We start from the raw sequence: 15,475 nt of genomic DNA on the forward strand, positions 1-15,475 counted from the left end.
CAGAGCGTCCATTTTTTCTCTTCTGTTTTTTCTGAGGGAAGTTTTTTGTCCTCGTATTTTTCGGGCTTTTTGAGGTTGAAAGACCATGCCTGAGCCTTTACCTCCTGGAGGATGGCCATGGCTAATACGATCACGAATAAGATCCTGGATAATACCTTCATGAGCTACGCAAGCTAAATCCTTTATAACTGATTATGAATTATTTTATTTTAAAGATAAGCCTATTTTTTTTTGTTAACCACGTAGTAGGGTTTTCATTCTAAACTATTACCTTTAAAGCCAGAGAATTACTGTAGTTATGGCCAAATTCGATGCCAATTCCACCCTCAAGCGTTTACAAAACCGCTACCGCCTGGTAGTGATGAATGATGATACCTATGAGGAGGTAGTGACTTTCAAATTATCAAGATTAAGCGTTTATATTGTTCTCAGCACAATATTTGTGCTGCTCACAGGTTTAACTGTAGCGCTGATTGTTTTCACTCCCCTGCGGATGTATATTCCGGGTTACGGGGATGTGAATGCCACCCGGGAACTGAGGGAGCTGAAAGTGAGAACGGATTCCCTGCAGCAGGCAATGCAGTACAAGGATAAATACCTGGAGAACGTCAAAAGCGTTTTACAGGGGAATGTGACGGTGAACCTGGATACCACAGCGCTGGAGATCCCCCGTACAGAAACTATTGATGATTAAAACCATATCGTATGTTCAATCAGAAATCCAAATCCGAAAACCAGGTAGAACAAAAACCAACTGCACCATCCGGACAAGCCACCATCATTGCCGCCGGCACCACGCTCAAAGGTGATATCAACAGCAGCGGCGATATCCGGATCGATGGTAATCTCGAAGGAAATGTTCACTGTTCAGCCAAAGTAGTGATCGGATCCAATGGCAGTGTAACCGGTGATATCAGTGGCGCTCAGGCCGATATCATGGGCAAGGTTACCGGAACCATCCGTGTAAAAGAGTTGCTTCAACTCAAAGGCGGATGCCAGGTACAGGGCAATCTTCATGCATCCAAATTACAGATCGAGCCAAGCGCCAACTTTAATGGTCAGTGTCATATGACCGGAGGGGAGAAGCCTGCTACAGCAGCAGTGTCTTCCAATGGTCTGGCTGATAAAAAGATGGAGAAACTGGCCGCCCAGGCTTAATTTTTCGCTTCCTCACCATACTGCAGGGCAGTTCAGGGAATGTGGCAGGCTTCCGGTTTTGCCGCAGGGCTATCATATTCCCTGGATTGCCGTGATCTTTAGATTCTTTTCTGTTCCTTACCTTTGCACTTATGCAATCACAATCAGCCGCAAAGGCTTTTTTACCTTTAACGATCATCTTTGTAATCACCAGTGCCCTTTTTCTGACCTTCCGTTCACTCTGGCAGGGCTGGGGGATCAGCCCGGATGTTATGATCGTGGGAAATATCATTCTGTTCCTGGCAACGGCCGGGTCCTTTTCCCTTTATCAGAAATCACTCCGCAGCAACAATGTACAGGTATTCCTGCGCATGGTGTATGGGGGCATGTTCCTGAAAATGATGATCTGCCTGATTGCGGCACTCATTTACATCGTAACTTTCAAAAAAGGCGTGAGCAAAGGCGCTATCTTTGGATTGATGTTCCTCTACCTGGTGTATACTTTCGTGGAGGTGTCCATCCTGATGAAACAGAGCAAGCAACAAAAGAAGAATGTCTAAGAAGGAAGCTCCGCTGGAGTATCTGAAACAATTCATTCCACCGGCAGCGGTGCCCAGGGTACTGGAGTACCTGCAGCAATACGGTGTGCATCTTACCATTACCCGCGAAAGGAAATCCATCCTGGGAGACTATCGCCATGCCACCCTTTACAAAACCCACCGCATCAGTGTAAACGGCAATCTCAACCCTTACTCATTTCTCATTACCCTCATTCATGAGCTTGCCCACCTGGTGACCTTTATCCAATACAGTAACCGTGTACAGAGCCACGGTAAAGAATGGAAAGCCCTGTATGCCCTTCTGTTGTCGGATTTTATGGGCAAGGATCTTTTTCCGCCCGATGTGGAGCAAGCCCTGCGCCGTTCCATGCATGATCTCCCGGCCAGCAGTTGTGCAGACGAGAACCTGATGCGCATTCTGAAAAACTACGATCCCCGCCAGGAAGGTGTGGTGATGGTGGAGCAATTACAGGAAGGCCAGTTATTCGATATCGGAGAGGGAAGGATCTTCCGGAAAGGAAAGAAATTACGGAAACGTTATCAGTGTGTGGAGGTAAGAACCGGAAAGGTATATCTGTTCAGCCCGATCTACGAGGTGAAAGAATTACGGAACGCCGGTTAACTCACAAGAGCTATCAAGCCGTAAAGGATCACGTAACTAATCAGGATCAGTCCAAAAAAGAGGCGGGTGCCAAATGCATTGTCTTTCATATTTGTGCTTTTTAGTTTTCTCATGGAATAATGGAAGGCTTTAACGAAAAAATTATGCCAGATATTATGAAGAAGCTATTACTGTGCTGCATACTCCTTGCTGCTGTGCCGCCCCTGCTGGCGCAGATCCCGAGAAATGCCACCGGCCATTACGAGTACAGCCAGGTGATCACCACAGACAGCACCACTGTGGCCGTTTTGCAACAACGTGCGGAAAAGTTCTTCAGCCGCCCCATGCTGGCGCACTGGGATTCCACTTACTCCATTCAATACAATGGCGCATCCGCCCGGGCTGCCGATGGTTATATAGAGATCAATCTCACCAAAGGCCTTTGGGGTGACCGCGCAAAAGTAGGATTGCAATATGCCATCATTCCCTCCGGTAACGGTTATCAGTATTCGATCGGCCGCCTGGTGGTGCGGGGTAAGGAGGGAAAGGAGTTTCCACTTGAAGAAAAGCCTGCTGAATTGAAACATAAACACTACGATCAACTGGTTAACCGCACCCACCGCTATCTTCAGCGCGTGATCGGGTATATGAAAAGGGAGATGAGCGGCGTCCTGTAATGGCAGCTTTGCGGTCTTCCGCATTTTTCTGTACCTTTCTGGTCATTAAGCTTGTAGAAGTTTCAGCCCGATCCTTACCTTATCCCGCTGACATTCTTAGTTATCTGACCAGAACACCCTGCCGAATGAATGAACAGGAACTATTGAAGCAACTGTCCCTTGGAAACCGGGAAGCCTTCTCTGACATCTACTCAAAGTATCATCGAGGTATTTATAATTACCTGCTGAAATTCAGCAGGGACCCGGCATTTACAGAAGACCTGGTACATGATGTATTCCTGAAGTTATGGGAGGCCCGTGAACAGCTGGATGTGAAAAGCTCCTTTGCTTCCTATCTCTACCGCATCGCCCGGAATACCGCACTCACACAACTGAACCGCATCGCCATTTATGATACCATCCGCATGGAGCTGCTGCGCCGTATAACCGGCGGTCCGGCCGACCAGAGCCTGCTGAATGGCGTTGAATCCAAAAACTTTGATGAGCTTTTCCGTAAAGCCGTGGACGAATTGCCCACCCAGCGGAAGGAAGCCTTCCTGCTGGTGCGCCAGCAGGGCCTGAGTTATGAAGAAGCCGCGGACCAGATGCAGATCTCCAGGAATACGCTGAAACAGCACCTTAGCCTGGCGGTGAAGTCTATCCGCGACTATCTCCTGGAGCACGGAAGCATCTCCCTGCTGATGCTTCTGATAGCGTTTTAAATTTTCTTTATTTTTTTTCGATATCCATCCACCCATTCCTTTCATCAAATAGTCCTTTTATTATGGAACGCATGAACAGTGATGTAAACAACCTTCTCCGCAAGTACCTGAACGGCACTATTACCGAGCCGGAAGGTGAGGAATTGTTTGCCTGGCTCAGGGAGCATGCACCGGAGGAGCAGGAAGGAATGGAAGCCTTGCTGAAAGAAACGTACGACAGCTCTTTTACAGAAGGAACAATAATCAGCACAGATGCCAGTGAAAGGATACTCGCAAAGCTCAACGGCTCACTGGATGCAGCGGAAACACCAACTGCATCGGTAGTTCCCATCCGCCGGAGCTGGTTGCGTTATGCCGCTGCGGCAGCCGTGCTGCTGGTACTGGCAGGAGGAGCCTGGTGGATTACAAACAGCAAACAGCCCGTGGAAACACAGCCTCTTGCCAAAACTGAGGTAAAGAAAGAAAAGGAGGCCGTATTGCTTACGCTCCCCACAGGGGAACAGGTTCCCCTTGATTACAGGCAGGGAAGTGTGGTGAAGAAGGATGATTTCAATGTGATCAACGACAGTGGATTGCTGTCTTACCTGGGAAAAACAGCCGTGGTGGAATATCATACCCTGAGCACACCTGCGGGTAAGCAATACGAACTGAAATTACCCGATGGAACGGAGGTTTGGCTGAATGCAAAATCGAGTGTTACTTTTCCCACTGCCTTTACGGGCAGTGAGCGGAAAGTGTACATCACAGGGGAAGCCTATTTTGTAGTGAAAGGGAATTCAAAGCAACCTTTCCTGGTGGATGTGAACAAGAAGGCGATGATCGAAGTATTAGGTACGGAATTTAACGTCAATGCATATACGAATGAGCCGGAAGTGCAGGCTACGCTGCTGAACGGGAAGATCAGGGTGAAGAAAGATGCACAGGCAGTGGAATTGGCACCAGGCGATCAGGCGAGGGTGGATGACACGAAACTTGAACTGAAGAAGAACGTGGACACGGATCTTTATGTAGCCTGGAAGCAGGGCGTGTTCCGTTTCGACAATGCCAGTGCAGCGGCAGTACTCAGGCAGCTTGCCAGATGGTATGATGTGGATGTGGTGTATGAAGGAGCAGTACCTGTTGTGAAGTTCAGCGGAGAGATAAACAGGGAGTCTTCACTGGAAGTGGCTATTGACGTACTGAACAAGATGGGACTGCATACCAGGGCAGAAGCAGGAAAGATCATCGTGGCCCCTTAATAGCTTATCACTATTTAAAATAATCAGCAAACAGGACGTTGGTGAATGACACTTGCCATGCAGCATGGCCGTTCACCGGAACTGAACCCGGAAGGGTAGTGGCGGAGCTCTGCTGTCAAATACCTTAAACCATTTTACTTTATCCCGGCAGCCTTTATTTCAGCATTTAACCAAAACGCAATTATGCTTCATTCAACACCAGAACAGCTGACGGGGAAAACAATCATTCCACCGGGACCAAAGTCCTCAGGCAGGCTAAAGCTCTTACCTGTACTGTTTTTTGTTTTTCTGTGCCCATTATTCAGTATGGCGCAGAAAGTAACGCTCAAGGGGGAGTATACGCTGCAGCAGATCTTTGCAGAAGTAAAAAAACAAACGAATTATGCGGTCATCTACAATCCGGATATGGTAGATGTAAGAGGCCGCGTAAGCGTGGATGCCAGCAAGCAGTCGCTGGAGTCTTTCATCAAGACCATCCTGATCAATTTCCCTTACACGTACAATGTGTCAGGAAGCAATATCATCATATCAAAAAGGGAAGAGATCATCAGTCCTTTGCCGGCTCCGGGTGAAAGGAGTATTGCCGGACAGGTGAACGAAAGTAAGACCAATCAACCCATCCGGGGAGTTACCGTAACTGTCAATGGAAAGAATATTGCCACACAAACCGGTACAGACGGCAGATTCCTTTTAAAAAATGTGCCGGAAGAGTTCTCTGTTTCGCTTACCAGCGTGGGGTATGAGAAAGTGACGGTGAAAGTAAGCAAAACAGAACTGTTCCTGCCTGTTGCCATGAAGGTAGCGGTGGATGACCTTGATGAAGCCGTGGTACGTGCTTATGGCACTACCAGTAAAAGACGTTCTACAGGCAATATCGTTAAAGTGAGCGGCGAAGAGATCCGTAAAATGCCGGTGCAGAACCCCATCCTGGCTTTACAGGGCAGGGTGCCGGGCCTTATCGTTACACCTGTTGGCGGATCTGCCAGCGGACAGGTGAAGCTGGAGATCAGGGGCAGGAATGCATTGAACCCCGATGCACTTTCCGAGCCATTGATCATCATCGATGGTATTCCTCAGACCATCCTGGAGGTGAAAGGATCCACCAGGTATGGGGCAGGAGTTTCAGGTGGGAATATCCAGGGTGGCGCATCCGCTACAAGGGGACAGAGCCAGCTCTTTGGATTGAATGCGATGGACATTGAAAGTATTGAAGTTCTGAAAGATGGTGACGCCACAGCTATTTATGGTACCAGAGGTGCCAACGGTGTGATCATGATCACCTCAAAAAAGCCGAAGGCCGGAAAAACCTCCCTGAGTTTCGGTACCAGGCAGGGCGTGAATTTCATTGCCAGAAAAAGGGAAATGCTCAACACTGAGCAATACCTGGCCATGAGAAGGGAAGCATTCAAGAATGATGGTATCATACCTACTGCAGAAACAGCGCCCGATCTTTTTCTCTGGGACCAGAACAGGTATACTGACTGGCAGAAAGAACTGATGGGAACGGGCAAGTTCAGTTCATATGATCTGGGACTGAAGGGTGGTGATGCGCGCACTTCTTTCAGCATCAGTGCACAACATACAAATACGGTTGACCTGCAAAGCCGCAGCGGGCATAACAAAACCAGCAGCATGAACGTGTTTCTTAATCATTCCAGCCTGAACCGCAAATTCAATATCTCGCTGAATGCAGGATACGTATATGCAGATGTGAATGCCATCAACGATCAGAACTCAGGTTATTTCATGCCACCCAATGCTCCTCCGATCTTCGATGAAAGAGGAAATCTGAATTTTGCTGCATGGCCTTTCATGAACGCATTTTCCACTTTCCCTTTCAGTTACGTACTGATCTCAAATGAAGTGAAGTCCAACAAAATCAATGGCACCCTGGGTTATAAATATGATATCACCAACCAGTTGAGTATTTCCGGCAACGTGGGCATTACCAATACCACTGTAAAAAGCAATCTGTTCACTCCCATTGCGGCTCAGCATCCTGGGAACAATCCTACTGGAAGAGCCTTTTTCGGAACTACGGGAAATAATAATTTTCTGTTACAGCAACAGGTGAATTACAATGTTGTGGTAGGAAAAGGAGTCCTGTCCCTCCTGGCAGGTGGTAGTGTGGAAACAGCCATTACTACCGGTAGCAACCTTGTTGGAGTAGGGTTTTCAAATGATGACCTGCTGAGAAGTATCACCAATGCCACAGCCGTACAGACTGCACAGGACGGCAGAAGCAGCTTCAAACAGGCAAAAGTTTTCGGTCAGGCGCAATACTCGTTTGATGAAAGATATAATATCACTCTTACCGGAACCAGGGATGGATCTTCCAGGTTCCTTCAAGGAAAACAATATGGGAATTTTGGATCGATCGGTGCCTCCTGGAATGTTACTGAAGAAACGTGGATGAAAAAGATCCTCCCTGCCTGGGTCAGCTTTTTGCAGTTGAAAGGAAGTTATGGCATCACAGGTGATGCTCCAGTATCCGACTATGAATTCATTGCACAATGGGCCAACAGGAACGGTACAGCGGTGAATGCTCCCTTGATCTACGATTATAACGGGCTGAAATCCTTTGTGCGGGTGATACCTGCCAACCAGCAATTCCAATGGAGCGATACCCGGAAATATGATCTCAGTTTTGAATCGAGCTTCTTCAACAAAAGATTGAAAATAAACGGAGGCTGGTATAAGCATGTGGTCAGCGATCAGATCACTTCCATGGCAATGGCGCCGTATACCGGACTGGTCAGAGGATTGCTGATGAATTCCCCCGCAGTAGTGCATAACAGTGGGCTTGAAGGATCCATAAATGCTACACTGATCAGTAATAAAAATGTCAACTGGACTGTAAACATGCAGATCGGGCACAACAAGAACAGGCTTGTGAAATTCCCTGGCATCGAGAATACACCTTATGTCAATCAATTCATGGTAGGAACATCACTGAATACCACTTTCGTGAAACGTTACCTGGGTGTGAATCCACTTACGGGCGATTATATGTTCGAGGATTATAACAAAGACGGAAAAGTTACACGCAATAGTACAGCGATACCAGGTACAAAGGATGATGACTTTTATATTCCTATAGACAGGAACCCGGATTTTACCGGCGGTTTTGGTACGGCAATTTCTTACGGGAACTTTTCACTTTCCGTTCAGTTTGAATTCTTCAAAGGGGTTTCATCACACCCGTTCTCCTCTCTTCGTCCTGGTTTGATGCAAAACATGGTGATGCCGGATGAGATCCTGAATGATCACTGGCAGAAACCCGGTGATATAGCCAGCTACGCCAGGTTCAGCTCATCCGGGAGCAATACATTCACTCAGTCTGACAGAGAGTATATCGATGCCTCTTATATACGATTGAACATGCTGAATATGGCTTATAACATTCCTCAGCGATTGCTGAAAATGACAGGCATGCAGAGTTGCGCTGTTGGCCTGTCTGCAACCAACCTGCTTTCGATCACCAATTTCAAGGCGGATCCGTCCATCATGAATGGCTCATTCATTTCACAGCCCAATACCGTTACTTTCAATTTATCCATCAACTTCTAAATAATATGGTTATGCGAAAAATACATAACTTGAAATATATAAGCGGCCTGTTGCTGATGGCATCTTTTACACTTGTCTCCTGCGAAAAACTGATCACAGCGGATGAACCGCTGGATACCATTACAGCCGGCAAGATCTTCGATACGGAGGCCAAGGCTGAAACTGCCATGTCTGGAGTTTATTCTGTAATGGTCAACGGCAATACAGCAAAAGCTTATGCTTCCGCTACAGAGAATTTCGCCGGTGGACTGGCTGATGTGGCAGGCGCACTTTCTGCAGGTGAATTTGTAAACCAGCTTGGGTCAGCTGCTGCAACCCATTATGCATTGACCACCAGCAAGATCAACCTGAACAACAGCTCACTGACTGTTTTACTCTGGACCTCCGCTTACAATGGCATCTATGCCGCAAATACAGTGATAGATGGGCTCAATGAATCCGCATCTGCAAACCTGCGAGACAGTGTTAAGAAAGAACTGATCGCAGAGGCAAAGTTCCTCCGGGCCTTTTCTTACTTCTACCTGGTCAATTTCTTCGGGCCTGTTCCGCTCGCACTTTCAGGAGATGTAAATCTCACCAATGGGCTCAGCAGAAGTTCACAGCAGGCAGTATACCAGCAGATCATCGCCGATCTCAAAGATGCGGAAGCAGGCCTGGCTGCTGATTATTCCGTAGGCAAAGGCAAAAGGGTGCGTGCTAACAGGTATGCTGCCACTGCACTCTTGGCCCGGGTTTATCTGTATCTGGGTCAAAATGAAAATGCTGCTCTCAAAGCATCTGAAGTGATCAGCAATACCGCACTCTACAACCTGGAGCCCAATCTGGATGATGTTTTCCGCACTACCAGCAAGGAAGCGATCTTCCAGTTCTATCAAACTGACAAGGACAATACGCTTAGGAATGCAACGCCCTTCGGTTATGCTTCCCGGTCTTTTCCCCTCACAACAGAAACCCTCAATGCTTTTGAAACAGGCGATCTCCGTAATAACAAATGGGTGAGTGCCGGTTTCGTGAACAAATACAATATCCATTCGGCTAATTCCACCCTGAACGGAGCACCACGCGAATATTATATGGCGCTGCGTTTGGGAGAACTGTACCTGGTACGGGCTGAAGCCCGAGCCAATGGGGCAACCGGTGGACTTACCGGCGCCATCGCCGACCTCAATGAACTGCGACGGAGGGCCGATGTGGATGAACTGGATGAAAGTCTTGACGAAACTGCTGTGAAAGCGGCAATAGAGAAAGAAAGACAGACCGAGCTTTTTGCGGAATGGGCCCACCGCTGGTTTGATCTCAAAAGGACCGGAAAAGCATCGCAATACCTGCAGACCCTCAGCATAAAGCTACCCTGGGAAGGAGATTACCAGTTATTATATCCGATCCCTGTGCAGGACCAACTGTTCAACAACAGGCTTGACCAGAATCCGGGCTATACTTTTTAGTCAGTAACATATTGATCACCATTGAATGAATTTTATATGTATAAAATTATCGCAGGTCTCCTCCTGATAATGGGAATGACCGGCTGTGCAAAGGATGTGGCGCCAAAAGAAGGTGCTTCTCTGATCGTAATCAATGCTGTGACAGGCAGCAAGCCACTCGCTACCAACTTCAACGGTACCGGTCCTGTCCGGTTTATTGATACCCGCCGTGTTGTATACGGACAGTTCATGCTGTCAGCCAACGTATTTGAAAGGGCAGGAGGCACCGTACTGCTGGGATTGTATCAGTTCCCGGATACACTTGCCAAAGACAAGCCGCTTTTCGATCTGCAGCTTGACCTGCCCGCCGGTTCCATGAATTCCCTTTATCTCAGCGGAACTGTAGATGCTCCTGATACCGTGCTGCTGCGTGACCAACTGCCCGGATTTGCGCCTGCAGACACCAGCATGGGATTGCGTTTCGTGAATCTCAGCAAAGGCAGCAACCCCGTTAAGGTAGAGCTTGTTGGCTCCACAACCGGTCCTGAAGTGACCGGGTTGGCATACAAAGCTGTTTCCCTTACAAAGAAATATCCTATCCTGAAAAAGAAAGGGAACTATGTCTTTGAATTCCGGGATGCAGTGACCAATGACCTCCTGGTCACCTACACAGCCACAGGCATCGATGATGACGGTATTCCTCCCCGGGGCCTGAATCGCTGGGTGTACAGGAACTTCACCCTGGCGCTGATCGGAAAACCGGGCGGAACAGGTGCTGATGCACAGACTGCCCTGCTGATCCAGAACTGACACTAACAGTCATATATAAACGATTCTATAACGACTATTTATGAGCATACTCAAAATTGAAAACCTCTCCCACAGGTACAGCACATCCTGGGCCATCCGGGATATCAACCTGGAGATCAATCAGACGGGAGTGATCGGGCTGCTGGGTTCCAACGGGGCAGGCAAGTCCACCACCATGAACGTGGTGGCCGGTGTACTGAACCAGACGGAAGGTACCGTAACCATCAATGGTTATGATACCAGAAAAGACCCCGAGCTCTCTAAAATGGAGATCGGCTTCCTTCCACAGCAACCACCTGTATATACAGACCTGACCGTTGAAGAGTTCCTGACTTATGCAGCCGAACTGCGCCTTATCCCGAAAAACAAGATCAAAGCGGCTGTTGGCGAAGCCATGGAAAAATGCCAGATCTCACATTTCAGTTCAAGACTGATCAAGAACCTCTCCGGCGGTTACCGCCAGCGGGTAGGCATTGCACAGGCCATCATCCACAAGCCACGGCTGGTGATCATGGACGAGCCCACCAACGGTCTCGATCCCAACCAACTGATAGAAGCGCGTAAACTGATCCGCGAGATCGCACAGGAAAGGACCGTATTGCTCTCCTCGCATATCATGAGCGAGATCCATATGCTTTGCCGCGAAGTGATTATGATAGAAAGCGGCCGTATCATTTTCTCGGATTCGATGGATGCTTTCAACAATTATGTGCAGCCTTCCAGCCTGATCCTGAAAATGGAGAATGCACCCGATCAGCAGGAACTGCTGCAGATCAAAGGCGCTACCAGACTGGAGTTTATCAATGATAAGCAATATCGCCTCTTCTTCGATGGCGATCAGGACATCACAGAAAGGATCATCACTGCCAGTGTACATAAAGACTGGCGCCTGCGTGAGATCACGCTTGAAAAAGGGCAGCTTGACGACGTGTTCAGGCAGCTTTCCACTCAACCACACTCTTAATTTTTTCCGATGAAACTGATATTCAAAGTTGCGCGGACGGAGCTCCGCAATCTGTTCTATTCCCCTGTAGCATGGTTCCTGACCATTGCGTTCATGGTGCAGTGCGCCATCTTCTATACGGTGCTGGTGGAAAAAATGAGCCTGTACCAGGAAATGCTTGAGAAAAACACACCGGAGTGGGGCGGTTTTAATGATTCCCTCACAGGGTTGATCTTTCTTAACCAGCAAGGGATCTTCGTGAACGTTTTACAGAACCTCTTTCTCTTTGTTCCGTTGCTCACTATGGGGCTGATCAGCAGAGAGATCAACAATGGCACCATCAAGCTGTTGTATTCATCCCCGTTGAAGACCAGGCACCTGGTATTGGGAAAATACCTGGCCACCATGGCATATAACCTGGTACTGGTGGGCATTGTAGCCGGATTTGTAATTCTCGGAATGCTGAACATCGAGTTTGTTGACTATGGGCGACTGTTATCGGCCCTGCTCGGTTTCTTCCTGCTGGTTTGCGCCTACACGGCCATCGGTATCTACATGAGCAGTATCACTACGTACCAGATCGTTTCCGCCATTGCCACTTTCACCATCATCTTCGCACTTACCTATATCGGTACCCTTTGGCAGAAATATGATATGGTGCGTGACCTGACTTATTTCCTCTCCATGAACGGAAGGGCATCCAAGTTCCTCAGCGGACTGATCACTACCAATGATGTGGTCTACTTCCTGGTGATCATCGTGATGTTTCTCGGATTTACTTTGTTCCGTTTGAAAGGGGCAAGGGAATATTTACCCAGGTATAAAAAGATGCTCCGTTACGCCTCGCTCACCCTCGTGTGCCTTGTGATCGGATATTTTGCGTCCAAACCAGGTCTGATCGCATACTGGGATGCAACCCGTGACGATATCAATACCATCCACCCGAGAACACAGCAGATCATTGAGAGGTTCGATAAGAATGAACCGCTGGAAGTGACACTCTATGCCAACGTGCTGGGCCGTGGCTGGACGCAGGGTGGATTACCTGAAAAAAGGAATGAGTACAGGTGGGTGCTCTGGGATCCCTACCTGCGCTTCAAACCGGATATCAAATTCAACTATGTTACTTATTATGATATCCCCGACAATGATTCCACTTTATACAAGGCCTTTCCAAAGAAGTCGAAAAAGGAAATTGCAGAAACAATCGCCAAAGGGATCGGTGGAGATATAAATAAAAGCCTGCCTCCTGATGAGATTCGCAAAATGATAGATCTTACACCGGAGAGGATGCGCCTTGTAATGCAATTGAAATATAAAGGAAAGACCACCTTCCTCCGCACATTCGACGACGGGCCCTTCTGGCCAAATGAAATGAATGTAAGCGCAGCTTTCCTTCGCCTGCAACAAGATGCAATGCCGAAAGTGTTGTTCACCAGCGGAAACCTGGAACGCAGTATTTACAAAACCGGAGAAAGAGAGTTTTATGGACTGGGGCTGGCGAAAAATGAAAGATCCAGCCTTGTCAATATCGGCTTCGACACTGACACCATCAACCTGGATGAAAAGGACATCCCTGCTGATCTGTCTTTCCTGGTGGTGCCAGACCCAAAAACGGAGCTGAGCCAGGTAAAACAGGAGAAGGTCCGCAGGTACATCGAAGGAGGAGGCAATGCTTTTGTGATGACTGAGCCAGGTAAGTCGCAGTTAGTGAACCCACTGCTCACAGGAATGGGGGTTGAATATTTCCCCGGTATAGTAGTCCAGGCCAGCAAACACGAAATGCCGCAGATGATCAATGCATACCCCATGCCGGATCTCTACCGTTTGGCGCCTGAAATTGCGAAAAACGACCCTCTGGAAAAACTGCATAAAAAGAAAGTGAAGATCGAAGGGGAAAAGAAAACCAGGTTCAGTGTAAACGCACATGTATTCCCCGGCACCGTGGCCATCAGGCAGTTGCCCGGCAGCCCTTTCAGCAAATTCAATATTTATCAGACCAACCCGGCCATCGATACCTGGATCAAAATGGGGCAGCTGGTCACAGATTCTGTAGCGCCCCTGTTCGCTCCCCAGGAAGGTGATTTCAAAGACAGTTCCTTCTCCCTGATGGCTGCCTTCCACCGGAACATCAATAATAAAGAACAGCGTGTATTGATTTCCGGCGACGCTGATTTTTTCAGCAATGGCAGGGGGAATGGTGTGGGGATAGCACTCAGGTCAATCAGCTGGCTTGACAATAACCGCTTGCCTAATTTTGCCGCTAAACCGCCTGCGATCGACAGGTTCCTTACTATCAGCCCGGCAATAGGAGAAATGCAGGTCTGGCTTTTCCTGTACATCCTGCCAGCTTTGCTGCTATTGCTCGGTATCATCCTACTCGTACGTCGTAAACGTAAATAACCGCTCATGATCCTGCAAACAGATGATCAAACCATAGAAGACCTGCGCCTGTTCAGCAAGCGCGACACGCCGGGTATCTTCGATATTTATAATAACACCCATACCCGCGGCGCCGAAGAACTGCTCCGGGAAATGTTCAGGTCTCCTCTCGCCAACAGGGAGGAGATCAACCGCCGCAGTAATATCATCGCGCATTTCTGCAAGATGGGAATGAAATTCCCTTTCGAGTCTGCGCTCTTCGATATGGCGGAGAAATATCTTACAGAAAACAGTGATACGGGTAAAGGAGGCATGCAGCAAAGCATGCTCAGCGAAAAGGAGATCCAGAATGGCGTTACGGCGCTGATCAGTCTCATTCAACAGACAAGATCATTTGTGAGCTCTCCCCAAGTGCTTTCCCTGTCCGCATTTGAGCCTGAGCGGAACGAGCTTGAAACCCTGTTGTCCGATCCCGCTCTGGAACCTGTTATCCAGGAAAGATCACAGGGAAAGATCTCCTATGCCGCAATCACCGCCTTCGATGTGCTGCTCCGTGTTCGAGAACGCAGCAAGATAGAAAAACTGCTTCAGCAGATCTATCTGCTGGACGTGTACATCTCCGTAGCCATGGTGGCGGCAAAACGCGGTTTCATCTTCCCCACAGCGCTGGATAACAAAAAAGGGGAACTGGTGATAACAGGATTATACCACCCCGAACTGAAGCACCCCGTTCCTAACGATATAGCCATGGATGAAAGCAGGACGCTCGTATTTCTTACCGGTGCAAACATGGCCGGTAAGAGTACGTTCCTGCGATCACTGGCCACCGCAGTGTATATCGCGCATATGGGATTTCCTGTAGCTGCAAATAGAATGGAGTTTTCGGTTATGGATGGCATTTATACCACCATCAACCTGCCGGATAACCTGGGCATCGGCGCCAGCCATTTCTATGCAGAAGTACTGCGCGTGAAGAAAATGGCTTCCCAACTCAGCCAGAACAAATCCCTCTTCATCATTTTTGATGAGCTCTTCCGGGGTACCAACGTGAAAGATGCCCATGAAGCTTCTGTGGCCATCGCCCTGGCATTTGCCGGAAAGATCAACAGCCGTTTCATCATCTCATCGCATATCGTAGAGGCGGCAGACCAGCTGGCCGTAAAACCGAATATCGATTTCCTCTTCCTGCCCACCCGCATGAATGGCCATACACCTGAGTACACTTATACGCTGGAGCACGGCGTTACTAACGACAGGCATGGTATGATCATCATCTGTAATGAGGGCATCCTGGAAACGCTGAAGAACGGCCGCAAACGGGCTGTTTGATAAATCCGCGGAAAGCCGCAGTCGCTCGCGTCCCCGCGAGTGACCCATATTTGTTCGCCTCTGGCGAACACCGTGTCGCCCCGGAGGCGACGGAATAGAAGTC

13 protein-coding genes are annotated in these 15,475 nt (G+C 48.5%); all 13 read left to right on the top strand.

Features of this window, described 5'->3' with window-relative positions:
- The first annotated feature begins 298 nt into the window (after window positions 1–298).
- The 13 genes from ACTHMC_RS11590 (at window position 299) to ACTHMC_RS11650 (ending at window position 15,372) form a co-directional block, all read left to right on the top strand.
- Window positions 299–694, top strand: coding sequence for a hypothetical protein (locus tag ACTHMC_RS11590; RefSeq protein ID WP_440413283.1), 396 nt, complete (start codon window positions 299–301; stop codon window positions 692–694).
- Window positions 695–705: 11 nt separating this feature from the next.
- A complete protein-coding gene (locus tag ACTHMC_RS11595) occupies window positions 706–1,158 on the top strand; it encodes a bactofilin family protein (protein WP_440413284.1) in 453 nt (150 codons plus the stop codon).
- Window positions 1,159–1,289: 131 nt separating this feature from the next.
- The gene (locus tag ACTHMC_RS11600; RefSeq protein WP_440413285.1) at window positions 1,290–1,697 is read left to right on the top strand and encodes a hypothetical protein; all 408 of its coding nucleotides are present in this window, start codon (window positions 1,290–1,292) and stop codon (window positions 1,695–1,697) included.
- Window positions 1,690–2,319, top strand: coding sequence for a SprT-like domain-containing protein (locus ACTHMC_RS11605; RefSeq protein WP_440413286.1), 630 nt, complete (start codon window positions 1,690–1,692; stop codon window positions 2,317–2,319). The genes ACTHMC_RS11600 and ACTHMC_RS11605 overlap by 8 nt, the downstream gene beginning before the upstream one ends.
- Window positions 2,320–2,474: 155 nt before the next feature.
- Window positions 2,475–2,975 carry a hypothetical protein gene (locus ACTHMC_RS11610; protein WP_440413287.1) on the top strand — a complete coding sequence of 167 codons (501 nt, stop codon included), beginning with the start codon at window positions 2,475–2,477 and terminating at the stop codon, window positions 2,973–2,975.
- 125 nt (window positions 2,976–3,100) lie between these two features.
- Window positions 3,101–3,676: an RNA polymerase sigma factor gene (locus ACTHMC_RS11615; protein ID WP_440413288.1), complete on the top strand. Its 576-nt coding sequence runs from the start codon at window positions 3,101–3,103 to the stop codon at window positions 3,674–3,676.
- Window positions 3,677–3,738: 62 nt separating this feature from the next.
- Window positions 3,739–4,914 (top strand): FecR family protein, encoded by a 1,176-nt coding sequence (locus ACTHMC_RS11620; RefSeq protein ID WP_440413289.1) that lies wholly within the window; start codon window positions 3,739–3,741, stop codon window positions 4,912–4,914.
- Window positions 4,915–5,220: 306 nt separating this feature from the next.
- Window positions 5,221–8,484 (top strand): SusC/RagA family TonB-linked outer membrane protein, encoded by a 3,264-nt coding sequence (locus ACTHMC_RS11625; protein ID WP_440413290.1) that lies wholly within the window; start codon window positions 5,221–5,223, stop codon window positions 8,482–8,484.
- 29 nt (window positions 8,485–8,513) lie between these two features.
- Window positions 8,514–9,929: a RagB/SusD family nutrient uptake outer membrane protein gene (locus tag ACTHMC_RS11630; protein WP_440413291.1), complete on the top strand. Its 1,416-nt coding sequence runs from the start codon at window positions 8,514–8,516 to the stop codon at window positions 9,927–9,929.
- Between the two features lie 36 nt (window positions 9,930–9,965).
- Window positions 9,966–10,718: a hypothetical protein gene (locus ACTHMC_RS11635; protein WP_440413292.1), complete on the top strand. Its 753-nt coding sequence runs from the start codon at window positions 9,966–9,968 to the stop codon at window positions 10,716–10,718.
- A 40-nt stretch (window positions 10,719–10,758) separates the two neighbouring features.
- The gene (locus ACTHMC_RS11640) at window positions 10,759–11,682 is read left to right on the top strand and encodes an ABC transporter ATP-binding protein (protein WP_440413293.1); all 924 of its coding nucleotides are present in this window, start codon (window positions 10,759–10,761) and stop codon (window positions 11,680–11,682) included.
- Between the two features lie 9 nt (window positions 11,683–11,691).
- Window positions 11,692–14,064, top strand: a complete 2,373-nt coding sequence (locus ACTHMC_RS11645; RefSeq protein ID WP_440413294.1) for a Gldg family protein — start codon at window positions 11,692–11,694, stop codon at window positions 14,062–14,064.
- A 6-nt stretch (window positions 14,065–14,070) separates the two neighbouring features.
- Window positions 14,071–15,372 carry a MutS-related protein gene (locus ACTHMC_RS11650; RefSeq protein ID WP_440413295.1) on the top strand — a complete coding sequence of 434 codons (1,302 nt, stop codon included), beginning with the start codon at window positions 14,071–14,073 and terminating at the stop codon, window positions 15,370–15,372.
- Window positions 15,373–15,475: the final 103 nt, after the last annotated feature.

Origin of the sequence: Pseudobacter sp. (assembly GCF_051955275.1) — a bacterium.
Classification (GTDB): domain Bacteria; phylum Bacteroidota; class Bacteroidia; order Chitinophagales; family Chitinophagaceae; genus Pseudobacter.